We start from the raw sequence: 21,999 nt of genomic DNA, 5'->3' as shown, positions 1-21,999 counted from the left end.
CGATGCGCAAGTGCAGCGCGGTCGAAAACATTTGAGCAAGCGGTTCTTGCTAAAATGCTCTCATGCGCGAGCGTAGAAGAAAGGATGCCAGCCCCTAAGGAAAGGACGCCAGCCCCCAGTGGGGACTGGCCAAGGTTAGACGTAAGCAGCTTGTGCAACAGCATCCTGGATCTCGACGTCGAGCGAGGCGGGATCGTCGAGCGCGCTTTTGAGACGCCCATTCATCGCATCTACATCAGCGACGCGTTCGATCCAGCCGCGGCCGTACGTCTGATGAGCGTATTTGCGAAAGCCGTTCTGTCGCTCCGGCTGACTTAGGCCCAGACGATGCAGCAGGTCCGACATGCGGTGACGCTTGTCCTCCAGCGTCTCGTCGGGGTCGGACGAGTCGTCGTCATGACCAGCTGCGCCCTCGATGCCCGATGGCTCGCCATCGCCTGCCCGTTCGGCCTCAGATTGCCCCTGCTCAGCTTGAAGAAGCGGATCGCCAATCGACTGTGCCGTCCCGTCTGACTCCAGCAGCACCACCGCACGACTGGCGGCATCGAGCGCCGGTTGAGCCTCGTCCGCGCCGTCCAGCAGCGCGCCTAGGTCGATGTCGGCATCGAGCACCGTAAGCATCTGCTTCTGACGCACGGCCTGGCCGTTGTCGTCAATCCGCGTGATGTCGAACTCTTTCTTCGAGAGCCAGAAGCGCGTGCCGGTGAGCCTGCCACGCGCCAATGCCACGGTCTGCATCGCAGAATACGCTTTCTGCAGCACGTAGATGGAGTTGGTCGGCAGCTCGATCAGCCCAAGTCCCTTCACATCCGGAACAGCGAACAGGAAGTTTGCGGTCAGGTTGCACTTGCGGTCCTGATACTGCGGACAGACGTGAGGACCACAGACGCCATCGGGAATGTCGTCGTCTTGCCTGTGAACGACCAATCGCCCACCGAAGGATCGTCGCGCCCGCTGTGCGCGTGCGTTACGCTCGACCGGCGCGTACGTCTTGCAATAGCGTTTGCCGTCGCGGTCATACTCCGAGAAGTACTGTCGCCCGGTTGTCGTGTACGCGGCCATCTGATTCGGCACATTGCGCAGCCAGTCGTCGAACGCGAACATGATCGGGAAGCGGTATAGCCGCAACCCGTGACCACGATCCTCGCCATACAGTCTCAGGATCTCGTCAGCCGTGTCTGGATTCGAGAAATCCGAGCGTCTGCAGACGAAATAGTCGACGTTTCGCGGAACGAGCGCGTTGCGCAGCTTCAGCGACGTTTCGAGCAGCTTGCCGATCGCTTCGAATGACTCGCCCGCAGCGACCATGTCGTTGTAGAGCTTGACCGCTTTTTCATTGCCCTGATGCGCCCGCGTGAGCACCTTGATACCGGGGCGGATCTTGCCGATCGTGGGCGGGCGAACTGCTCGTTCTTCAACGAGACTGCGCGGCGCGTGATCGAACATCTGAACTACTGCATTCATGATGGTTTCCTTGCGAGAAAGAAGATGGCGTTGGTTCGCAGCGTTTCAGCCTGAGATTGCATCTCTCGGGCTGCCGCACTACCGCGACGTTCGCTGACATGGGAAATGAAGACATAGCGCTCTGCGTCGCTGAACATCGCGACTCGAGCGACTTCGCACCGCTCACGCCAAACGGGGGACGTGGTGTCCGCCTGCTCGCGCTCGGTATTGATTTGATGCGTGATGGCCTCGGCGATACGTTGATTGAGGCGGTCGGGCAACAGCATGAACAGCACCTCCTTCGAGAAAGGTCCGATAAGTCCTTTGCAGGACGCAAGGACGAAAAAAAAGCCCGCTCCCGTGAGGGAGCGAGCTTTGTGAAATCGATAGAGAGACCTACGCGCCACGTCCCTTCCGGGGACGTGGCGAGCAGGGAGCGGCCGGCATAAGCCGGTGGCGCTCGGTCAGAGAACGTAAAGTCGTTCTCGCGCAGCATGGTCACGCCGCGCAACAGCCCTTTTCGGAATTATTTCCGCCGCAGGAATCACGGATCAGCCAACTTCGATCGTTCTACCCAGATCAGGCTCTGGAGAGAGAACACCCGAAAACCCGGGTTCGAACGATGACCGGCGCAAATGAATGCGGCTCAGGTACGAGTATCACGGCTGAAATTGGGGAGTGTGTAGCGAGCACACTCAGCACAAGAAGATTTCCACACCGGTAGCTATCCGGTCGGAGCATGCCAACGCGCGAGGCGGGCACGACTTGCAGAAAAAAGATGGACTCCGGGCTTGGAGTCGAGGTCGATGCGTCGGTGACGCGGGGAATGGAGTTGAGTATCCGGGTTATCGACGCGAGCGTGCGGGTGAAAGCTCACGAATTTGACCTAGCTTTCGCCGTCTTGACTCTTGCCTAAACAATGAAAATCTTATGTGCGAGAGAACACTGACATACCGAAACCGATCATGGCTGGTACCGACATGGAAGCACCTGAAGACGGATTAAGACCAAGCTCACCTCCGGTCGCGCCGACTGGCGAGAGCGGTCTTCGGCGGCTCGACCGCCTCACCAACGACAGTCGGCTCGCGCGAATCCATGCGGATACGCTGGCCAAGACTGAACTGCCGTACCACTCCGGATTCGCACGGGAGTTTTTGCGGGGCGACTTCAACTTTGCAGCAGCGAAGATGACGGTCGCTCGCGGCGGCAAGCTCATCGCTATCGAGTCCGAATTTCGAGTGGCCGAAGGCTGGTTCCGCAAAGCAATGGCTTGGGCCAATGAACTGCCCAAGAGGCAGACTGCGACGTATCCGGAGATAGTGACGCTCGAAATCAAGCACGCCATGTCAGGACGATTGGTACGCCTGCTCACTATCTATGACCAGCTCTTCTTACTGACGATGGGCGCACTGATCGCTCGATCGTTGGGCTCGGAAGCTCGCCAGAGCACCCTCGATGCCGCTCAGACGCGGATTCGCAAGATCGCCTATCTCTGCATTTTCGACAACGATCGCTTTGCCCCCGAAGGTGTGTTGCTTCCCGACCCTGGTCAAGCCCACTAAACCGTCTTGAGCGCGCGCATGCGCTTCTGTCTTGACTAGCGGCAGCGCTGGTTACGCTCGACCTAATGCAACGACGAGAGGACCTCACATGGACCTACGCGATATTCAGCGACTGCACGCACAGTTCGCACCTGACTCAATGACCATCGATCTGCCGCGGCAGATTGCTGCGCTTCCGGCGCCGGCAGACCTGGCGTCTCAGGACAAGGCGCCTTCTATGAGGGTACGCCTGCCGAAGGCGGCGCCCACCGCCCGCCAAACGCTCGTTGCGGTGGCTATCGCCGCTGTGGTCGGTATGGCAGGAATGGGAGCCGCTTCCCTCTACAAGTCGTTCGGCGCACCGTCGGCCCACAGCTCCGCTCGCTCGGATTCGGGTGCAGGCAAGCTCGTGGGAACCGAGCAGCCAAGTGCACCATCGACGCGTCCGATCGACGCGGAACCGCCTCATCCGGTTGCCGTGGCACCGATGCTCACCGCGAAGGACCTCGCTCCGTCGGGGGTTGGCTTGACGGCTGACCAGTTTAGAAATTCGCTTGGAAGCAACGCTCCCGCCGTTGGCGCTACCCCAGCCAAGTCGGCCCCGGTTTCGACGGAGGAGCAGCGAGCGGCGGCGTCGCCGATCCATCAAGCCCGTCGTGACGCGGACGCGACACAGCGGCCTACAGCCAACTCCCCCGCGACGAAGGCGGCCGCACCGGCAGCGCAAAGCGCAGCGCAGCAACCGACGACGTCGGCCACGACGGCAACGCCCGCCGCGACGACGCAAGCCACAGACGGCGCGACGACAGAGACGTCCACGCCATCGCACTCGCACAGCTACCGCCACCACGCAAAGCGCGCGCGCGACGAGCAGCCCACGGAGTCCGACGGCGCAGCCGCATCGAATAAGAAAGCAGCACCCGCGACCCGCGGCGGGTCGAACGAAGTGCAAATGTTCTAGGAATCGACACCATGAAAACCGAACTCAACATCACGCTAATCGCGCGCGGCTGCGCCATCACCGGCGACATGGTCGTGGATCACGGCATTTCGTCTTTCGGCCTGCTCGACGGCGGCATCATCTCCACGCAGGGTCTGCTGCACATCGGCGAAGGCGGCCTCGTTAAGGGCAGCGCACAGGGCGAGCACGTTCGCATTGACGGGCGCGTTGACGGCGATGTGCACGCGCGTGGCTCGCTGGAAATCAACGGCCAAGTCTCGGGTGACATCTTCTACTGCGGCACGATCCGCCTCGGTCCGCGTGCGTCGCTCAACGGCACGCTTAAGCGCGTCTGTTGATTTGCACCGGAAACTGACCCACTTTTTGCATCTAAAATTGACCCACCCCTGATGTGCAGAAACATCATTCTGGTGCGTCTATTTCCTCCTCTTTTTGTCGTTTGGGTGAGCTTTTCCGGGTTGCAGCCCGCGAAGCGGGCTGCCCCGCCGTGCTGTTTTTGAAGCGCCAAGAATCGTTGCCTGTTTCGACGATATGGCAGTGGTGCGTCAGTCGGTCAAGCAGCGCAGTCGTCATCTTCGCGTCGCCGAACACGTTCGACCACTCGGTGAAGCTTAGGTTGGTCGTAACGAGAATGCTCGTACGCTCGTATAGTTTTGAGAAGAGATGAAACAGCAGTGCGCCGCCCGTTTGAGTGAATGGGAGATAGCCCAGCTCGTCAAGAACGATGGCGTCGACGTACATCAGGCGATTCGCCAGCTGTCCCGGTTTGCCGGCGGCCTTCTCGGCTTCGAGCTGGTTCACGAGCTCAACGGTGGTAAAGAATCGAACTCGCTTGCCATGATGCTGTATCGCTTCTATGCCGATGGACGTCGCAAGATGCGTCTTTCCTGTGCCCGGGCCACCGATGAACACAATGTTCTGCGCGGCTTCGCAGAATCGAACGGTATGAAGTTCCCGCACGAGAGCTTCATCGACGTTCGCCTGCCCGAAGTCAAATCCGGCGATGTCACGATGGGCAGGGAAACGTGCTGCGGCCATTTGGTAGTTGATTGACCGGACCTGCCGCTCAGCAGTCTCCGCCTTCAGCAGCATCTGCATGAATTGCTCCGGGTCGAAGTCGTTGTGTCGCGCCTGCGCTACCAGTTCGGGCCATGCCTGCGCCATTCCGTGAAGCTTCAACGATTTGAGAAGTGCGGCTGTTTCATTCGACATGACCATCCTCCTCATTACGCGTAACTCGCAGCCGCTCGTAACGGCGAACGTCTGCAAGCGGTTCGACCTTAAGCGTGATTGCTGTTCTCACCACGTCACCCGGACGCTGCGACGGACTTTTTAGTCGAGCAAGGATGTTGAGGACATGGTCACCGCTCGGGCGTCCGGACTCAAGCGCCAGTTCCACGGCGACCAGCACGGCTTCCAATCCATGAACGGGAGTCGCAGCGAGAACCTGGACCATCACGCGGTCGCCACCGGTCTGCTTCAACAAGTGTCTCTGCAGACGAAGCATTGGTTCGGGCATCGTCAAGAACGGGGCCCCGTTTCGCAAGGAACCGGGCTTACGCTCAACCAGATTGATGTAGTGCCGCCAGTCGTAGAAGGTTTGATAACGGTCGAAACTGCGTGGATGGCGCGCAATCTCGGCGCCATCCGCCACGAGGCTGATGTAGGTCGGATAGCTCCGAAGGCTGACGATTTGGTGCGCATACTCCGTCGGCACGCTGTAACGGTTCCGGTCGAGATGCACCAAACTCGTCGGCGAGACGCGCACCGGCTTCTCAACGTAGCCGTCGAAGGGTTTCGGAACCTGCATCAGCCGTGGGCGTTCGTCGGCCAAGGCATCTTCGACGCTCAGTTCCGGCCATTGTGGATGTCTCAGCTGCTTCCACGCCTGCTGGCATCGCTCCGCCAACCATATGTTGAGGACCTCGAGCGACTCCCATCGAATATTGATTGCGTCGTGCCAAATCTGTCGACGCCGGTCCTGAACGTTCTTCTCGACGATGCCTTTCTCCCAGCCGGCCGCTCGGTTGCAGAAATCAGGCTCGAAGAGATAGTGGCCGCACATCGCGTGGAAGCGCGCATTGATAGCTCTCTCTTTGCCCGGCCCAACCTTGTCGACGGCGGTCTTCATGTTGTCGTAGATACCGCGCCGAGGGACGCCGCCTAAAGCGACGAACGCTCGCGCGTGCGCGTCGAACAACATCTCGTGACTTTGCGTCGGATAGGCCACCAGCCAGAAGGCACGACTCGCGGCGAGCTTCATGTGGGCGACTTCTATCCGTCGCCTCAGCCCTCCGATAAAGACATACTCGCAACTCCAGTCGAACTGGAACGCTTCGCCGTATTCGAACGCGAGCGGCACGAAAGCGCCGCGCTGTGCGCCGCCATCGCGTTCCTTCTTCCAGTTACGCACAAACGCTGAGACGCGGTCGTAGCTACCGTCGTAACCGGACGCGCGCAAATCCTCATACATCTGAGTTGCGGAACGACGCTCACGCCTAGGACGCTTTGTGTCGGCGACCAGCCACAACCGCAATTGCTCAGACCAAGGGTCAATAACGCTGTCGTTCACGCGTTTGGAATACTTGGGCTCGCCCGTCGTGGGCTCGCGCAGCCAACGTCGAATCGTGTTTCTCGAGAGCCCCGTCTGTCTCGCGATGTCCCGAAGCGGGACGCCGTCGCGGAAATGCATCCGCCGAATTTTGGCCAACATGCTCACGGTTATCACTCCGTTCTCCTGCTTGGCGTCCAAGCAGGAAGTTGAACATGTGGGTCAATTTTCGATGCAAATTTCTAGCGGAAGTGGGTCAGTTTTGCGCGCGCATCAACAAGCGCCGTCGCCTTCTTAATGCGGGCGTCCTCGTCTGCCTTGTTCGTCGCCTGTAGTTGATAGTAAAAGCCCAGGCCACCGATGACGACAGCAGCCAGAATGCCGATGCTCATGATCGCATTGCGCGGCGTCTTGCCTTTGACGAGTGCTTCTTGCTCCGCGCTGGGCGTAGCCGAGTCCGGTTTCTTCGCCACGATCAAAACACCCCGAACAGGCGGCGTCCGCCGCGCGTCACCGTGACCTCGTCCTTGCCCGAACGCAGGACGATCTCGTCGGCCAGACGCTGCAGGACGAGGAAGTCTCCGCGGCGGATGAAGTTCGCGACGACGCGATCGCCGTGGTCGAGAATGAACGGAACCGGCCACTCCTGAGCCTTGGCAGGCATGCGCATCCAGACGGCGTGGCCGTCGTCGAAGACAGTCTCCGGCGCGAACTCGGCGCGGCCATCGACGCTGTAGTCCCAGTTCAGCTTGTCCGGCGTAACACCGATGCTTCCCGAATCGGCGCCGCCGCGACCGCCAGTCGCCGTCGCGTCATCGCGTGCGCTGACGCGGGCCATTGGTGCGCGCGGGTATTGGAAGCGCACCGTCTGATAGAACATGCCGCCGGCCGGCGACGCGATGAGCGTGAAGTCGTATTCCCGCAAGTTCGTCGTCAGGTGCAGCGTGTTGACCAGATCCGCCTTGTGCGGCTTGATGAACACGTGGTTCATCTTGTCGTCGTCGATCTCCCACTGGACGCTGTCGCCCATCGCCGGGTCGGCAATCAGCTTCTCGCTCTTCTCAAGTTCTATCGTCGTCAGCTTGAGCGGTGCGGTAAGCACGCGGTAAATCTGGTCGCGGCTGTACGGAAACACGCCGATGCGAGCGTCGCCTGGCATCGTTAAAGGATCGGCGCCGCCGTTGAACGGATTGATCGGGCTCATCGGGTCGCCTGCGACCATCGCGGCATTAAACGACGAATCGCTGGCGGCTTTTTTCGCCGCAGCCGGTTGAGCAAGGAACGCTGCGCACGCAGCGAGAACGCACATGCCGATGACCGGCCGTTTGTTGAGAATGGTTGCGGTCATGCTTATGCGGTCCGCTCGAGGCGGAAGAACGGAATGAAGATGCCGAAGGGGTTCGTCGTCAACGCCTGCTCAGCAGTAGGCGCGACGATTTGATAGCGCAACGTGAGTGCGTAGGACTTCACGTCCGGCTTGCCGGTCGCGCCAGCCTGCGAGGTGGTCGTCGTGAACTCAACGAGAACCGTCGAGTCTTCGAGCAACGCGATGTTGCGCACGTCGACTTCGCGGATCAGCTTCGGGTTGGCCGTAATCTGCTGGAATGGCGTGTCGGCCTTCAACCAGTCGCGGAACTGACCGGCTGCTGCGCCGATCATCTGCGCCTTCACCGCGTTGATGTTAGCCGTCATGCGCGAAGTCTCGAGCCGGTCCGTCAGCACCGGCTCGATCGTGAACCAACGAACCGCCATATCTTTGACGGTCGTCCGCACAGCCTGCGAGTCTGGCTTGTAGGCGACGAGCTCTGTCACGATCGGATGACCGCCGGTGTCGGCAGAGACGCCTACTACGCGCGTGACCGAAGGCGGCGGTTGGCGCGTCCAGACAGCGCCGGCCGCGATGAATGCGAGGCCGAACGAGATGAGCATCCAGCGGTTAGCTTCGAGCGTGAGCCTCGTGCTCGTCTCGAAAATCACCTTGCTCGGATCTTCCTCGGCATATGAGCCGGGGGCCGTGGACAGCGCGGCCCGACGCTTGTTCTTGAAAAGACGCATGGCAACCCTTTGGAATGGTCACCATTAAAACAGCGCGAGCGTCCTATTTTTAGAGGAAAGGCGGGTAGTTTTGTGCGTCATTGCACGGTTGCCACCGACAACCTCTGTCAGGCAGGGGGAATTATCATGATGAAGGCCATTTCCCAGAAAGGCGCTGTTTTTATGCGTCTTTTCGCCCAACGTGGGAAACTGGCTGCGGTAGGCCTCCGGTCGAACGCATCGGAGAACCTGTTACAACTTAGCGATTGCTTGCCAAATGTAACACCGGCGCCGCGCGAATTTCCGTTTTAAATTCAGTGACTTAGGTATAACCGATCCCTTCAAAGTGAATTATCAGTGATATAGCGCGTGCAGTGTAACGTTGAGGAACGCGACCAACTGGCGTCGTAACCGACGGCTAGGAAGCGGAGGGCTCGCCCTCTTCCAACTTCCACCTTGTGATGCTGTGCTGGTCGAACAACCACTGACCGAACAACAGCTTTTCTTTGATAGCGCGAAACCGTCCCGAGCTGTACGACGATACGGCACCGCCGCTTTCCGCATACGAGGTTACTAGCGCATCCAACTCGCGCCGTTCGAAAACCTTTAGCTCAATTGCTGGATCTTCTTGCGTGGGGCCGGCTGGTGTGCTGGTGTCTGGACCGTCGGCGTTTACTCGCGCTTGGAGACGTCGACGTCGGTCACGTCATTGCCGCTTTCCTATACGGCTCGCATATACCTTCGCGGTTCGCTGTCCCTTAACGGTAAAAACCGTGGCGCCCACACCGATCGCTGTTCTATATATTTCCCGCTGTGCGATAGTGCTTCGCAGAATGGGATAAGGATTGTCTTCCTCCATCGCCGCGCGAACCTCGCCGTAGCCAGTTGTCTTCGTGTTGACCTTATTGAAAACAACTCCGCAAGCGGTCGCATCGCTCCCAACCTTCCGGCGGACGAGTTGAAGGATCCCGACAGTGCTCCATGCGTCCAAGGCTGACGCATCCATGGGGACAAGAACGAAGTCGGATGCCGCGATCGCGACCTCCGTATTCATGTCATGCACACTCGGAGGACAGTCGACGACGATCAGGTCATAGTTTTCCGCCATGCCTCTTGATTTCGCGTCCGAGGTTTGATCCGGCGGCACCAGGTTGACGACAATGAACGGATACGGTGCCAGCGCTTGTTGCTCTCATGTACGAATTTTGAGAGTCGGCGTCAATGACCAGTACCCGCAGGCTCGGGTCATCATCGCAGTAGGCGCCGGCAAGATTTAAGGCAATCGTCGTCTTACCGCTTCCACCTTTTTGGTTCGCTACGGCTATGACTAGGCTCATGGCTTGACTCATCTCAAAAATGTATAAGATATGTATCTACGAGACGCGGCATTTCAACGATCGCGCGGCCGTTCTACCATCGCGGTTTCCACGTGGAAACCTAAAGACACGCTTAGTCTCGCCGACAAACAGTGAGGAGGTGACGACTTTGAATCACTATTTAGGGAAGCAGCTGCCACACAACCCTTTGGCGCTGGCCGCCCTGTACCGGGACGGATTGGGGCGCCAATGGAAGAACCAGACGGAGGCCGCTCGCGCTTTGGCGAATTTCGGGGTCAGGCGGGAGCACGTCAACAGAGCTGCACGGATTGGATCAATGCCCGCGGAAGTTCTCACGCTTTTCAGGCACGTCGGCATGTTCGACAAGACAGCTCGAGAACTTCTCTCGCTGCAAAGGACCGTTGGCCTCGATGTTTTAGTGCAGAGAGCTCAAGCAATCTCGCCTGAAGGGAGGTCATGTGCCGATATCGTCCAATTGCTTAGCGGGCAGCCCACTACGGTCCGACCGCGGCAAAGCTTCGCGGTCGGTGCGTCGCCGTTATTGCGCGCCGCGAAATATGCCGAAGGCGTTGCAAACAAGGAGTGGTCGACGTTAGCCGATGCTTCGGCGCGAACCGGATGGGATGAAAGCCGCCTCTCCACGGCAGTTTCTGTCGCCAAGCTTCCCGCCGTCATAACTGAGCTCTTTGACGCTAACCGCTTCACAACGCAGCGAGCGTTGGATTTGCTCGCCATTGTTAAGTTAATGGGCTTGTCCAAGGTGGTGAGGAACGCAAAACTGCTGCATGAACGGCCGACCCGCCGCTCCTCAAAAGAAATTCTCAATCTTCTGGTGGCGGGAGACAGTGCGCCAGACTGCGAAGTCAGTGCGTCCCGAAAAGGCACCAAGGTGACAGTCTCATTTAGTTTTGATGTTAGCGCTGCCCGCCACTGTCTTATAGACGTCAGCCAGCTGCAGATGTTGGCTGCGTCCGTCCTGAGGAATTCCGTTGAACTTCCACGTTGACGGGGCGCGGGACAAAGACCCAGTTGCCTTGCGACGAACCGCGGTGTCCGGTTATTGGAGGCAAGTGGCAACCCGGACCGGTGGCAAACCAACAGGTGTATTCCGTCTATTGTGCCGGGCTTCAAATTCAGCTGAGCCGCTCGGCCCGCCTGTCAGACGGGAGGCGGGTAAAAGCCTTCTCAGTTTCAACTTGGAAACCATCGCGTCTCGGGCGCTTACCGGCTCAGCTACTGCGCCCGTCTACGACTCGACCATTGCTTAAGCGGGCGGTACTTCGCCTCCTTGCTGGCAAAATGGCTTCGTGGATCAAACTCACCGTTTTCGTGCTAGTTAGTATCACTAAGCTAAACAGACATATCTCGGCCGTATTAGACCCCGTTGCGTGGACAAAGGTCGCCGTTATCCGGCCGTTCTGTGACAGAAAGAGCGCGTGCGCTCGGTTGGCTAAATGGGCAACTTGCCGCACTGAGAAGCTTCGTCTGTTGCTTAACAACGAGCGAACCCAGAAGAAAGAATCTTTGTGCCGGAGATGCAGGTGGAAACCGCTGTGTTATGCGGGGGGATACAAGGGATGGGGCACGCTTGCCCAGAATTGCCCGGCCCAAGGTGCGGCACAGCGCTCCCTACCACCCATCGGTTTCCCCGTGGAAACCGTAACTCGAAAATGCGAAGCCGGTGAGGGCGCTGTTTGGTAGACAACGCTGGGGGAGGAGGGCGTAATAAACCGGCAGAGACCGGCGGCGCTGCAACGGCGCCACCGGCAAAGCCGATGGCTTGCCCAGCACCTGAAGGTCTGGGGTCGAACGGGCCCACCCGAACACTCACGCGACCGTTACCCGATAAGTCGGTTCTCTATTAGAGACAGGGAGCGTGAGGACAGCCTTCCAAAGAAAATCGCGGTCAGTGAAACGGCCGCCATCGCAACCACGCACACCCAGCCCAGCAGGCCCCACTGACTAACCGGCACTGACATAGCTGCTTGGGATAAGGTCGGCCAAGTTTTTGCGAGCACCGACGAGTAGAAGGCAGCTTCTGCCGACGAGGCGGCGCAAATCGCCGCAAGCAACCAGATGTTCAAGTCTGCGAGCCGCTTTTTAGGAATAGAAGCGACATACGAACGAAAGCGCTTGAGTTGGTCGATTAGCTAACGGGCGGTTAAGAAGATAGAACTTCCCACGGCTTGTCAGTCCTCCCGGGAACAGCTCACCCAGCTGACTTTCTAGCTCCGGGCGAGTCGGACCGTCGTGCTAGTGTGGAACTGACAGTTCTCAAACTCCTGACTCAACTCGACCGTCATTCCGGGCTGCAGGCTTCCAAGCCTGTCGATGGTATAGAAGGTTGCCATGAACGTTTAGCAGATATGGAATCTAGTGTCTTCTACGCGGTCCCGACGGGTTTCTCCGCCTGTTGAACTTAGCGCGCTCTCCGGAGCGCGCTTTATGCCGTCTCCAGACTGCCATAATAGTTGGCAGACCTATATAGCTCGTCGTTTTTTATCACCCGTCCAAAGGGTATACGACCGAACACCCCTCCCCGGTCGTAACCCTTCCGCTACTCAGACAGAGGACCACATTTCCAGCGAAATCGATGAGGTGGCACCCAACCGATTTGCAGATGCGTTACTTATTCAGCAAGGCGCGAGTAACCCCAGCGGCGTAACCCGTACGCTGGTGCGCGCGATCAACGCCTGCCACCGAGAAAGCATCTTGCCTAGAGAGGACCCCGCAGTGCAACTGATCGTGCATCAACTCGCCCACATATGCGGGACTTGTAGATTGAGATTCCTCGGACGTTTATGGGCGCTTGACCCGCGAGCCACGACGAAGTCCGCGGCGAACAGCCTCGCGCGGTCTAACGCCAGCCGGTGAGCCGATCCGCTGCGAACGATCGGCTCACTTCAAGGCTCGCGAATTTCCATACGCGGCACTGGGTTTCTTTATTCAGATTCTAGAACTGAGTAGCCATTGCCAAAGGCGAAATCGGGGAGACGATTCTTTGGGGTCGGCGCGCCTCCCTACAGTTGAGACGATCGATGATTTCGGACCATGCCAGTCCTAGGGGGTCAATCTCCATCGCACGCTGACAAAGCACGTCAGGCCCATGCTTCCGCGCAAGTTGGACCAAGTGCCGAGCCGTCTCGGGCCAGACGCCCGCCGTTTCAAAAAGGGCCAATACCGGCTGCGGCAGTTTCGAAACAGTGATGGCACGACTCAATGCTTCGGCGGTCACTTTTGGCGTAAAGCGCGCGAAGGCAGCAACCGCTTGTCGGCGCGTTTTCCACGAAGTGCCAAGGCCCGACTGATAGAGACCGGCCAAGGCAAGCGGGTCGCGAGATATGGGAGTTCCAGCCAGTGCAATCATTCTTTTCTGTCCCGTTAGTGCGACGATTATGTAACGTATTCAGTGCGCGCAAAGGGGTGAAAGGCGCCAATTTTACGCGTCATTTCACGCATTTTTAGTCGGCCATTTCGTCATACTCTGCACAAAACTAACCTTGCGCGGCGGAATGGCACGACCAACGAACATGTCAGGGGCTTGCGTACTGGGCCGGAGAAAGCCGGCCCTCTCAGGCCACTAAGGCTCCCGAGCCCGGCCGCGAGGCGCAGCGTGTTGAGTCGGAGGGAATCGCCGTGCGCAAATCGTCGGCAGCGGGACGCCGTTTGCACGAAGACGACCGCGATCGCCCTCCATACTCGAAAGACTTAAAGCTCTTTCGATATATCTGAGGCTCATGCCCGCAGCAACGGGCTTCTCCTACAAAGGTAAACTTGCGACGCCGCGCGTTTCCCACTATGCTGTCGGAAATTCAACACCTATCGTTTTTTTCTCATCCGAGTGTTGAATACAACAATGGGAGCAGTAGATGACCACGGCCGTTCGGGCACGCCCTGATAAGACCTCGACTACGATGCAACTTCAAGTCAAGCACGCGCCGAGGCGGATTCCGCTGAACGGGATCAAGGACATCGCCCAGAGCGCCAGCGACATGCTGGTTGATGTTCGGGAGAGCATGCTCGCTCCGCATCCACGAAAAAATCCTCCTGTGTTTACCACTGCTCAAGTTGGTGACCTTTGCCGCGTTGATCGACAGCGTATGCATTATCTGGCTCGTACCGAGACAGATCTTCCTCAAGGCACTCTGCGGCATAGCCGCAGTCGCGAGTTTACACTCGAGGAAACAAGGGTTTGGATCAACCGAATTGCCCCTTTTGCCAAACGTCCGGTCGGCGTGAAAGCGAAAACAATCGCCATTGGAAATTTCAAGGGCGGCGTTAGTAAGACGACAACGGCAATGACGTTGGCCCAAGGCCTGACGCTTTTCGGCCGGCGAGTACTTCTCGTTGACCTTGACCCACAAGCGTCGCTCTCTGCCCTGCACGGAATACTGGCGGACAGCGAGGTTGCAGATGAGCAAACCGTTCTTCCTTTGATTTACGGCGAGACCGACAGTCTCGAGTACGCGGTGCAGCCAACGTACTGGGATGGTATCGACTTGATCCCGGCGAGTGCTGCGTTATTTGGAGCGGAATTCTTCCTCCCGTTCAAACAGTCGAAGGAAAAGAACTTCCAATTCTGGAATGTTTTGAATAGCGGTCTGGAGTCGCTGCTTGACAAATACGACGTTGTCATCATCGATACGCCCCCCGCCCTCTCGTATCTGACTATCAATGCTTTCATGGCTGCCGACGGCCTGATTGTGCCGACACCCCCTAGCGCACTCGATTACGCATCATCAACGCAGTTTTGGAGCCTGTTCTCGGATTTGTCGCAAAGCATGCAGGAAGTCGCGCCGCAACTCGACAAGAGCTTCGACTTCATCAATGTGCTACTTGCAAAAGTAGACCAAAGCCAAGCAGCGACACCGATCGTTCGAGATTGGATCAACAAAACTTACGAAAGTCTGGTACTTCCTGTCGAGATACCTACGACTGCGGTAACGCAATCAGCAGCAGCGGAATTTGGCACGGTCTACGACATCTCGAAGTACCAGGGGAGTCTAAAAACGTACCAGCGAGCTAGAGAGGCTTATGACCGTCTTGCTGAAATCGTGGACCAACAGATTGTCACGCTCTGGCTTGCTGAAGCGGAGGCCAAATGAGTATCAAGGATCGGCTTGCCGCGAAGGCAGCGGGAATTGGCTCCAATCCCCGCTCACCGCGGCCTGAGCCCGAAATCCCGAGCAGACCGAAGACTGCGCCTGGACAGTTGATGGCTTCTCTTCCTCTCCTAGCCGAGAAGGAGAGGGAACTTGAGGTACTACGCACGCGACTAGAAGAGCTGGAAGTCGGTGCTGCGGGTGGCTCCAGCGACGAAATTGCGCGTCTAAAAAAAGAGCTTGCCGATGCTCAACAATCTGGGGCGGCGATTGACATTCGTCTACTCGACTTGCACGAGGTGCCAGGTCGGCGACGACATATGCCGCCGGAGAAATATGCCGAGCTTCGGGAAAACTTGCGGCACAACAAGCTCATTCATCCAATTGTGGTTCTTCCGCGGTCGGAGGGTGGGTTTGAAATTCTGTCAGGTCATCACCGGACAGACGCGCTGCGAGAACTGGGTCGCGAGTCTGTCCGATGTGTAGTTGTCGACGCGACCACAGAGGAAGCCGACGAAGGTGCGTTCTTTGCGAATCTTATGCAATCAGATCTTACCGACTATGAGAAGTATGTCGGGCTGAAGCGGTTCCAACAGACGCACGCTAACTTGAAACAAGCAGAGATCGCCGGCCGAATTGGGATCAGTCAATCGTACGTGAGCCTGTTGCTTTCATACGATCGCCTACCCAATGCAGCACGTGCAGTTCTTGAAGCGAACGTGGGCATCGTAGGTGCCACCGCGGCCGCTGAACTTGCAAGTCTCTCCGAACTTGGGAAGAGCGAGCGTGTAGTTGAAGCCATTCTCCAGGTTTCCGTCGGAAAGCTGGACCAAGCACAAGCAGTACGCTTTGCAAAAGATGGGGACAGAACGAAGGTTACGAAGCCGTTAGCTACCACGTTCAAAGTGAAGGCCGGCAAAACCACCTGGTGCGACGTTCGTCGCGCAAAGAACGTTATGCGTATCGAGTTCCAGTCTGAGGAAGTTGCGCAGTCGGTCCAAGACGCTATCAAACGAACGCTGGAAGGGCTTGCAAGCGCCGCAAGGGGCGAACTGCGGGACGAAGAAAGCTAAGTCACTGATTTTTAAGCATATGAGACTCTAATTGCCCGAAACCTAACAACAAGTTTCAGCCATATCAAAACAAAAGCCCCCGGCGGGAACCGAGGGCTTTTGAAGGTTTGGCTGCGAGAGCCTAACCGCACACTCGCCGGCGGGAACCGGAAAGTGGTCACTACGCACAGACCTGAGTGTAGCGAAACGCGATCAGCAGTCAAGCAAATTCAATCCATTTTTAATGGACCGCTCGACATGTTTATCGCGCAACGCTTCGTTGCTGGCGAGGGTGCAACACACCCCGAAGATTCGGCCGCCCTCACCGCTTTTCACTGCGACTCGACCAACCTGCCCTGGATCATCTTTCGGGCGGCATTTCGAGCTGCGCATATCGAACAGATTCCGCCGCGTGCTCGCGCCGTCCTTTCCGCCCTCGCGCGGACGGTCGATGCGGGCAAACCGTTCGCCGCCATCTTCGCGCGCCGTGAGCTGCTTACCGGCCGCGCGCTGCAATCCATGCGCACCTTCTATCGCAGTCTCGACGATCTCGAGGTCGCCGGACTCATCGAACGTCGCCCGCAGAGCCGCTATGTCGAAGCTGGATTGTTTGGTCGTGCCTACCTTCATCTGACTGAACATGCCGCGACCCTGCTCGGCCTCATTGAGCCTCGGCGCGCGCACGAGAACGAACCCGCCCAGACGCCCTCATCAGCTGGATCCGCCTCGGCCCAGCCTCCTTTGCCTCTACCGTCTGCCAATGTGGCAGACGGTGGAATATATAAGGATCTAAGCCCTTCTGTTTTTCAAAAGAGACAACCGGGCCAAGTGCCTACCGACCTTCAGCGTCTGCGCGCCCTGGGATTTTTTGATTTCTTGATCTTCAAGCTCATGCGCGAGGCACGTGAGCACGGCAAACGCCTCTCCGATGTGGTGGGAGCGACCTGGGATCACCTAAAGCTCGCCAAGGCACCAATCAACTACCTGCGTGCCCTACTCCGCAATCCCGTCGATTTCGCCCTCCTGGTGCGACGTCGGCACGCCGACCACCACGCCGAGCAAGCACGCGCCCAGCAGCAGGTGGACGCCCAGGCCGTCGCCCTCCAACATGCCGGCCGCACGTTCATCGACGCCGACAGCGCGCGCCAGTTCGTGGTTGGGGCCGGTGGCGAGTCGCTCACGATCTTTAGCCTTACGGAGCGTATTGGCCGCCAAGCCGCCGGATGGATGCCGTCGTTTGCGACGGCGCTCGCATCTGGGAAACTTCGCCCAGCCACCGCGCTCGACCTCGAGCGCTTCGCCCAAGCGCAACGCCAATCGCTCGGCAAAACGCCGCCTTGCACGGCACCGCTGACTCCCCCGAAGCCGCCGGTGACGGGTGCGGTGCGGGAGCACATCGCCGGGCTGCGGCAGCTCCTGAAAGCACGGGGAGCAGACGCATGACGGCCGCGAGCGACCGTCGCCTAAAGGAACCAGATAAATTTGCGTGCGCAAAATCAGCGCCCGAAGGCGACGCGCACCCGTGGGGCCTATCTAGCGCCTGGGTAGAAAAGGAGCGGCCGATCTAATCCACAACGTCCGCAGGTTGCCGCGTATGCAGCCGCGGCGCATGCTTAAGAGCCCACCTGAAGCCGCGCCACGACGGAACAATCTCCTCGAGGCCAAGACGAGAGGCCCGGTCGTCGAGCGGAGGGGAAGGAGGCAAGCTACCACAGGTACACCCGTCGAGTACGAGACGTGCGCGCGATGTCAGGGGGCACAGCCCACGCGAGCGGGCCGGAAGCGCCCGACGGGCCATCCTTTCGGAGAACCGGCACGAGGATTTCAGCTTGCAACACGCCTGCTACGCGGAGAATCCGCGCATTCAGGATAGGCTCGGTGGAAGGCGCCTTACATTAGGGCTCTGAAGCCTGCTGGCGGTGAAACCCGTGTAGGCAAGGAAAGTGCCCAAGCTCGGCGGCGCTAGGCAGATTATGCCGGCAGTGTGTTTCTTACAGCGACTACGCCGGATGGCTCGAGCTTTCCGACCACCGGTCCTCGCATTGCAAGGTGCCAAGGTGGCGGCGTCGTGCGTCGCCGGGACGCGAAGCGGTCCCGGATCCAGGTGGAAGTCGTTCGAACCGTCTATAGGCGCTTTGACGCGGGTGGTGACGGCGTTGCCGCAACCATTTACTGGGCAACGGAACCGACTAACGTACGCCGGTCGAACGAACGTCGTCACCCGGGCATGCCTGGGCGTTCGCTGGTTGTTTCCTCCGCCAGGGAGGCGCGCCGCGGTCTGTTCAACCATGGTGTACGCGGCACCGAAGGGTTGATCGACGGCCGCGCACGGCGGCACGCTCAGCTGTCTTCCGCGCGCCCTCGGACAAAGCAGGCGTGGCCGAGCGATGCTCTCAAGCCTGATAAGTCGTGTTAGCGGGATAGGGCCGCGCACTCACCTGTGGACAGCCTGCTTGCAATGCATCATCACCCTTCCACCGACGCCATCGAGACACAGGAGCCGCAACCGCCTTTCGCTCAGTTGCGTTACTGACGATCGCCGATCAAGATAGCGTCCGGCGTTCGCGAGGGCGACGCTGTTCGCAACTTTTTTAGGTCACTCAACAATGGCAACTGGTACGGTCAAGTGGTTCAAGGACGACAAGGGTTTTGGCTTCATCACGCCCGATGGCGGCGGTGAGGACTTGTTCGCGCACTTCTCGGAAATCCGCGCTGAGGGTTTCAAGACTCTCAAGGAAGGACAGAAGGTGACGTTCGACGAGAAGATGGGGCCGAAGGGCAAGCAGGCGGCGAACATCAAGCCGGCCTAAGTCGTCGCGCCCCGGCGATCGCGCGGTTGTCGGGGCGTTGGCAGGGGAGACGCAGGAAAGGCGTTCGACCGAAGCCAAAAAACAGCCAGGCGAAGCGGCGAAAAGTGAGAAACCCTCACTTTTTGTCCCTCCGTGAAACATATGTCGTTATTTCAGAGTTCGCGCTATCTAATTGATTATTAGGTATATCCCTCCAAAACATCCCTGTGAACAGTGTACTGTTTCACGGTGTCGGAGGACCAACGCGCTTCGAACCGGCCTCCGGCCTCGATCCTGATCGTTAATTGGCGGAAAACCCGCGAATCGTATTGAACGACATATGTTCTGTAGCGTTTGATACTTCAGCGGAACGTCGCCTTCTCGGCAAGCGATTATCGGCGCTTGCCTCATTCGCAAGTCCAGCAATGGCGAAGTGCCGATCCTCAACGCGCGGCGTACTGGGCACTTCGCGCAAAACTTGGCGGGGCTACGATGAGTCCGCTGTGATCAGTGTGGACCGTCTCCTTCGCTGGCGCGCTGATCGCGTCGCGTGTGAACGCGTTTGTCTCGCTTGAGGCGTTACCGGTTCGCGGCGGCAAAGCGCTCGGGCACGCCGACCCCGTCCCGCCAGATTCCGACCTTTCTACGCTCGCCACCGGATTCCTGACGTGATGCGGTGGTCCAAACTGAAGTTCGCGGATTGACGCGTGTGCCCTTGCGCCGACGACGTCCGCATTCCAGATTCGAAGCGAAGGACGACGGCCGACCTGCTTCAAGTCGTCGCCGAACCGAGACAGGGAGACGAAAGATGCAGAAACGGCGGGCCGCCGCGACGGCGCGTGACCTACGAGAAAGGGAATCAGACCGACGGCTCAGGATGGTTTGCCCGATTACTCGCCACGCTTTTGAGCGCGATCGTCCTCGTGGCGGCCGCGATGCTGTCGATGGTGTTGCTCGCCATAATGTTTGGCGTAGGCACGATCGTCTTCGTCTATTTCTGGTGGAAGACACGTGCGCTGCGTCGGCAGGGGCGAGGGTTCGGCGACGACGGCCGGACCGTCGACGTTGAGATCGTCCACCAGAACGTGCCCGACAATGATTCCGCGAAACGCTGAAGATCGCTTACGCCTGAAGTCATCCGCTTGGTCCCATCTGCGATGGGTTTCCCTTCGACGGTAGTCGAAGTGTTGACGCCTTGAAGTCACCTCATGCCGAACCTGTCATCGCCCGTCACAAACGCCTGCCCAGTTTCGTGGCGCGCAGCGGGGACGCCCGCCCGCTGGTCGCGAAGCGTTCGAGTCTTTCGCGTGCGCCAATATGAACATGCCGCGGCGCGTGCGCGAGTTGACGATCAGACTCACGCAGCACCGCCTCGAAAAGAGGGAGGTCCTCGGCATCGAGCATCCAGGCGCGCCCGCTTTCGGCGCGTTCGAGACTGCGCTCAACGGCGGCCTCGACGCTCGCGTAAATCATCAAGTCCGTGTCGCCAAAGCCAGCGTCCTGTACGTAGAAGCTGAGGTAGACGAGCCGAATCAGTTCGTTGAAAAGGTAGGCGGAGCCGGCGCCGCTTCTGCAGGCGGCGAAGCTCAAATGGTTTACCAGAGAGATTTCTCGCGCCGCGCACTCGGGCATCGGAAGCAACATGCCTTTTGTGAGTGGCTTTCGCGATGGCGCGCGAGAACCGGAGTAGCGGCGGCGGCGAGACGGCATGCGGCAAAACACATCGAGAGGAGTTCCGCGTCATGCGGAGGTCAAAGCATCGTATTGGTTGCTCAAGGGCAGGTCTGTGGCCCTTGCCGCGCTGGCGCAGGAGGAGCGACAGGTCGGTCTGGCTGGTTTGTGCGGCGCAGCAATTCGTGCTACTATTTTAGGCAGTGCTCCCATCGCACTGTCTCTTGATTGCACTATTTCATCCGGCCTGCTCGCGTAGGGGGCCGCGTCTCCGCTCGTTGCGATACCCCAAAGTCGCGTCCGCCTTCATACTTGTCATGCATTCTCCTTGGCAGGTGTGCTCGGCGATGGCGAGACCGGCGGCTGACGGATCACGGCCGGCGCGTCACGAACCTTCAAGGGCTCTGCGCTTCGGAATCGATACTTCGTCCGACTTCACGCTCGAAGAGTTGGGCAAGCAATTCGACGTGACGCGCGAACGGATCCGGCAGATCGAAAGCAAGGCAATGCGAAAACTGATGCACCCGAGTCGGGCAGACAAGCTCCGGCAATTTCTTGATCACTGAGTTCGTGACCAATGAGCCACGGTCTCGCGTCGATGCCAGATCGATTCGACACTCAAATACCCGGGCAGCGCCGCGGCGGGAAGCGGCGCGGGCCCGATAGGGCAAGCACGCGCCCTTGCCGAATCGTCGCTCAAACGAGAGCGGACCGGTCGCTCGCGCCGAGCGCCGCTCACCGGACCCGGAATCACAGCACGATGGCTGTAGGTATCTAGCCTCAGTGTTACAGCAAGATCGCTTGCTGCAAAAGCTCCAGTGCTTTCAACTCGTCCAACCGACCCGTGCGTGCTTTGCCTGCTAGCGTCTTGATCAACGCTTCAGCGATCGGCTCTATACCGTAGAGATTGTCCACGCTAGTCACAGAAGGGGAGGGCAGCGATACGGTTTTTTGCTGGGTTAGGGCGAAGGCAGACAACCGTTCAATCGCGGTCGGTGAGGCGAGCGGAACGTGATGGTCGCTTTCGTCAAGTGAGTGACCGCCCAGCTCGCCAGGAGACTCACTGGCTTGATCTTGCGGAGCGACAACATTCGTTGCTTCCTCGCTCGGCACGTTTGCCGACACGCTTGAGCTTTGCGCATCACCCTGCTCGCCCAGAAGAAGGGCTTCCGGGCGCGCCTTTGCTGCGGCACGCTTCCTTGGCACGCTGCTCTGAGTTGCGATCACAGGCGGCTCGTCGTGTTGAACGGATGCGCGACCCCGCGCGGCAGGGGTCAGCAAACGTGACACCGACTCCGGGATCTCGGCTTCAGAGCGCGGTGTATCAAGCCAGCCGACTGGCAAGCCGAGTCGCTCGGTGAACCGGCTCGCTTCGGCATCGTCCATGCGCTTCTTCCCATGTAGCCGATGAGCCATGTTGGACCCGCTCAACGCCATGACAACACCCAGTCTTACTTTCGATCCGTTGCGGGTCGTCAGAACGTGAAGGTTAGCGCGTCGAATGCTTTCGACGTCGGC

General features: G+C 58.9%; 18 protein-coding genes and 3 pseudogenes. 10 read left to right on the top strand and 11 right to left on the bottom strand.

Going from position 1 to position 21,999, the window contains the following annotated elements; translation table 11 throughout:
• Positions 1 to 135: 135 nt before the first annotated feature.
• Together AWB74_RS37870 and AWB74_RS37865 are read right to left on the bottom strand one after the other, a co-directional pair.
• Positions 136 to 1,464, bottom strand: a complete 1,329-nt coding sequence (locus tag AWB74_RS37870; RefSeq protein WP_061151711.1) for a recombination directionality factor — start codon at positions 1,462 to 1,464, stop codon at positions 136 to 138.
• Positions 1,461 to 1,727, bottom strand: a complete 267-nt coding sequence (locus AWB74_RS37865; RefSeq protein WP_061151728.1) for a DUF7696 family protein — start codon at positions 1,725 to 1,727, stop codon at positions 1,461 to 1,463. Before AWB74_RS37865 ends, AWB74_RS37870 begins: the two co-directional genes overlap by 4 nt.
• Before the next feature lie 681 nt (positions 1,728 to 2,408).
• On the opposite strand from AWB74_RS37865, the gene AWB74_RS37860 reads away from it, so the two are divergent.
• From AWB74_RS37860 to AWB74_RS37850, 3 genes and pseudogenes are all read left to right on the top strand, one after another.
• Complete coding sequence (locus tag AWB74_RS37860; RefSeq protein ID WP_061151727.1) at positions 2,409 to 3,005, top strand: hypothetical protein; 597 nt, start codon at positions 2,409 to 2,411, stop codon at positions 3,003 to 3,005.
• 88 nt (positions 3,006 to 3,093) lie between these two features.
• On the top strand, positions 3,094 to 3,945 hold the full coding sequence (locus tag AWB74_RS37855) for a hypothetical protein (protein ID WP_143749405.1): 852 nt from the start codon (positions 3,094 to 3,096) through the stop codon (positions 3,943 to 3,945).
• A gap of 11 nt (positions 3,946 to 3,956) precedes the next feature.
• Positions 3,957 to 4,277: pseudogene (locus AWB74_RS37850) on the top strand (bactofilin family protein); the annotation flags it as partial.
• A 70-nt stretch (positions 4,278 to 4,347) separates the two neighbouring features.
• Here AWB74_RS37850 and istB read toward each other — a convergent pair.
• The 7 genes from istB to AWB74_RS47650 form a co-directional block, all read right to left on the bottom strand.
• Positions 4,348 to 5,163 carry an IS21-like element helper ATPase IstB gene (gene istB / locus AWB74_RS37845; RefSeq protein WP_407642522.1) on the bottom strand — a complete coding sequence of 272 codons (816 nt, stop codon included), beginning with the start codon at positions 5,161 to 5,163 and terminating at the stop codon, positions 4,348 to 4,350.
• The gene (gene istA / locus AWB74_RS37840; RefSeq protein ID WP_061151726.1) at positions 5,147 to 6,664 is read right to left on the bottom strand and encodes an IS21 family transposase; all 1,518 of its coding nucleotides are present in this window, start codon (positions 6,662 to 6,664) and stop codon (positions 5,147 to 5,149) included. Before istA ends, istB begins: the two co-directional genes overlap by 17 nt.
• 74 nt (positions 6,665 to 6,738) lie before the next feature.
• Positions 6,739 to 6,969, bottom strand: coding sequence for a hypothetical protein (locus tag AWB74_RS37835; RefSeq protein WP_200822092.1), 231 nt, complete (start codon positions 6,967 to 6,969; stop codon positions 6,739 to 6,741).
• A 2-nt stretch (positions 6,970 to 6,971) separates the two neighbouring features.
• The gene (locus tag AWB74_RS37830) at positions 6,972 to 7,844 is read right to left on the bottom strand and encodes a TrbG/VirB9 family P-type conjugative transfer protein (RefSeq protein WP_061151708.1); all 873 of its coding nucleotides are present in this window, start codon (positions 7,842 to 7,844) and stop codon (positions 6,972 to 6,974) included.
• 2 nt (positions 7,845 to 7,846) lie between these two features.
• Positions 7,847 to 8,551: a type IV secretion system protein gene (locus AWB74_RS37825; protein ID WP_061151707.1), complete on the bottom strand. Its 705-nt coding sequence runs from the start codon at positions 8,549 to 8,551 to the stop codon at positions 7,847 to 7,849.
• Positions 8,552 to 9,236: 685 nt separating this feature from the next.
• The gene (locus AWB74_RS47655; protein ID WP_061151706.1) at positions 9,237 to 9,638 is read right to left on the bottom strand and encodes a ParA family protein; all 402 of its coding nucleotides are present in this window, start codon (positions 9,636 to 9,638) and stop codon (positions 9,237 to 9,239) included.
• Positions 9,622 to 9,867: a ParA family protein gene (locus AWB74_RS47650; RefSeq protein ID WP_235024830.1), complete on the bottom strand. Its 246-nt coding sequence runs from the start codon at positions 9,865 to 9,867 to the stop codon at positions 9,622 to 9,624. The genes AWB74_RS47655 and AWB74_RS47650 overlap by 17 nt, the downstream gene beginning before the upstream one ends.
• A gap of 148 nt (positions 9,868 to 10,015) precedes the next feature.
• Between AWB74_RS47650 and AWB74_RS37815 the strand changes: the two genes are divergently transcribed.
• The 6 genes from AWB74_RS37815 to AWB74_RS37785 all read left to right on the top strand — a co-directional run bounded on the left by AWB74_RS37815 (position 10,016) and on the right by AWB74_RS37785 (position 19,925).
• Positions 10,016 to 10,873: a hypothetical protein gene (locus AWB74_RS37815; protein ID WP_143749404.1), complete on the top strand. Its 858-nt coding sequence runs from the start codon at positions 10,016 to 10,018 to the stop codon at positions 10,871 to 10,873.
• A gap of 2,863 nt (positions 10,874 to 13,736) precedes the next feature.
• Complete coding sequence (locus AWB74_RS37805) at positions 13,737 to 14,972, top strand: ParA family protein (protein ID WP_087039416.1); 1,236 nt, start codon at positions 13,737 to 13,739, stop codon at positions 14,970 to 14,972.
• A complete protein-coding gene (locus AWB74_RS37800) occupies positions 14,969 to 16,042 on the top strand; it encodes a ParB/RepB/Spo0J family partition protein (protein WP_087039415.1) in 1,074 nt (357 codons plus the stop codon). The genes AWB74_RS37805 and AWB74_RS37800 overlap by 4 nt, the downstream gene beginning before the upstream one ends.
• 237 nt (positions 16,043 to 16,279) lie before the next feature.
• Positions 16,280 to 17,464, top strand: coding sequence for a hypothetical protein (locus AWB74_RS37795; RefSeq protein WP_061151701.1), 1,185 nt, complete (start codon positions 16,280 to 16,282; stop codon positions 17,462 to 17,464).
• A 1,163-nt stretch (positions 17,465 to 18,627) separates the two neighbouring features.
• A complete protein-coding gene (locus AWB74_RS37790; protein WP_035504549.1) occupies positions 18,628 to 18,831 on the top strand; it encodes a cold-shock protein in 204 nt (67 codons plus the stop codon).
• A gap of 818 nt (positions 18,832 to 19,649) precedes the next feature.
• A complete protein-coding gene (locus AWB74_RS37785; RefSeq protein WP_235024829.1) occupies positions 19,650 to 19,925 on the top strand; it encodes a hypothetical protein in 276 nt (91 codons plus the stop codon).
• Between the two features lie 115 nt (positions 19,926 to 20,040).
• On the opposite strand, the gene AWB74_RS37780 is transcribed toward AWB74_RS37785, so the two are convergent.
• Positions 20,041 to 20,400: a hypothetical protein gene (locus AWB74_RS37780; protein WP_235024828.1), complete on the bottom strand. Its 360-nt coding sequence runs from the start codon at positions 20,398 to 20,400 to the stop codon at positions 20,041 to 20,043.
• A gap of 485 nt (positions 20,401 to 20,885) precedes the next feature.
• Between AWB74_RS37780 and AWB74_RS37775 the strand changes: the two are divergent.
• A pseudogene (locus AWB74_RS37775) lies at positions 20,886 to 21,047 on the top strand (sigma factor-like helix-turn-helix DNA-binding protein); the annotation flags it as partial.
• A gap of 220 nt (positions 21,048 to 21,267) precedes the next feature.
• Here the strand turns inward: AWB74_RS37775 and AWB74_RS37770 are convergent.
• Positions 21,268 to 21,999, bottom strand: a pseudogene (locus tag AWB74_RS37770) (hypothetical protein); the annotation flags it as partial.

The sequence above is a fragment of the Caballeronia arvi genome (assembly GCF_001544695.2).
GTDB classification, from domain to species: domain Bacteria; phylum Pseudomonadota; class Gammaproteobacteria; order Burkholderiales; family Burkholderiaceae; genus Caballeronia; species Caballeronia arvi.
The sequence above is the reverse complement of the archived record's forward strand: the minus strand, read 5'-3'. Positions and strand labels throughout refer to the sequence as shown.

Excerpts from the sequence above, each read along its gene's own strand:
- AWB74_RS37870 (WP_061151711.1), bottom strand. The coding sequence starts at position 1,464 with ATGAATGCAGTAGTTCAGATGTTCGATCACGCGCCGCGCAGTCTCGTT.
- AWB74_RS37860 (WP_061151727.1), top strand. The coding sequence starts at position 2,409 with ATGGCTGGTACCGACATGGAAGCACCTGAAGACGGATTAAGACCAAGC.
- AWB74_RS37855 (WP_143749405.1), top strand. The coding sequence starts at position 3,094 with ATGGACCTACGCGATATTCAGCGACTGCACGCACAGTTCGCACCTGAC.
- istB (WP_407642522.1), bottom strand. The coding sequence starts at position 5,163 with ATGGTCATGTCGAATGAAACAGCCGCACTTCTCAAATCGTTGAAGCTT.
- AWB74_RS37830 (WP_061151708.1), bottom strand. The coding sequence starts at position 7,844 with ATGACCGCAACCATTCTCAACAAACGGCCGGTCATCGGCATGTGCGTT.
- AWB74_RS37825 (WP_061151707.1), bottom strand. The coding sequence starts at position 8,551 with ATGCGTCTTTTCAAGAACAAGCGTCGGGCCGCGCTGTCCACGGCCCCC.
- AWB74_RS47655 (WP_061151706.1), bottom strand. The coding sequence starts at position 9,638 with ATGGCGGAAAACTATGACCTGATCGTCGTCGACTGTCCTCCGAGTGTG.
- AWB74_RS47650 (WP_235024830.1), bottom strand. The coding sequence starts at position 9,867 with ATGAGCCTAGTCATAGCCGTAGCGAACCAAAAAGGTGGAAGCGGTAAG.
- AWB74_RS37805 (WP_087039416.1), top strand. The coding sequence starts at position 13,737 with ATGACCACGGCCGTTCGGGCACGCCCTGATAAGACCTCGACTACGATG.
- AWB74_RS37800 (WP_087039415.1), top strand. The coding sequence starts at position 14,969 with ATGAGTATCAAGGATCGGCTTGCCGCGAAGGCAGCGGGAATTGGCTCC.
- AWB74_RS37795 (WP_061151701.1), top strand. The coding sequence starts at position 16,280 with ATGTTTATCGCGCAACGCTTCGTTGCTGGCGAGGGTGCAACACACCCC.
- AWB74_RS37790 (WP_035504549.1), top strand. The coding sequence starts at position 18,628 with ATGGCAACTGGTACGGTCAAGTGGTTCAAGGACGACAAGGGTTTTGGC.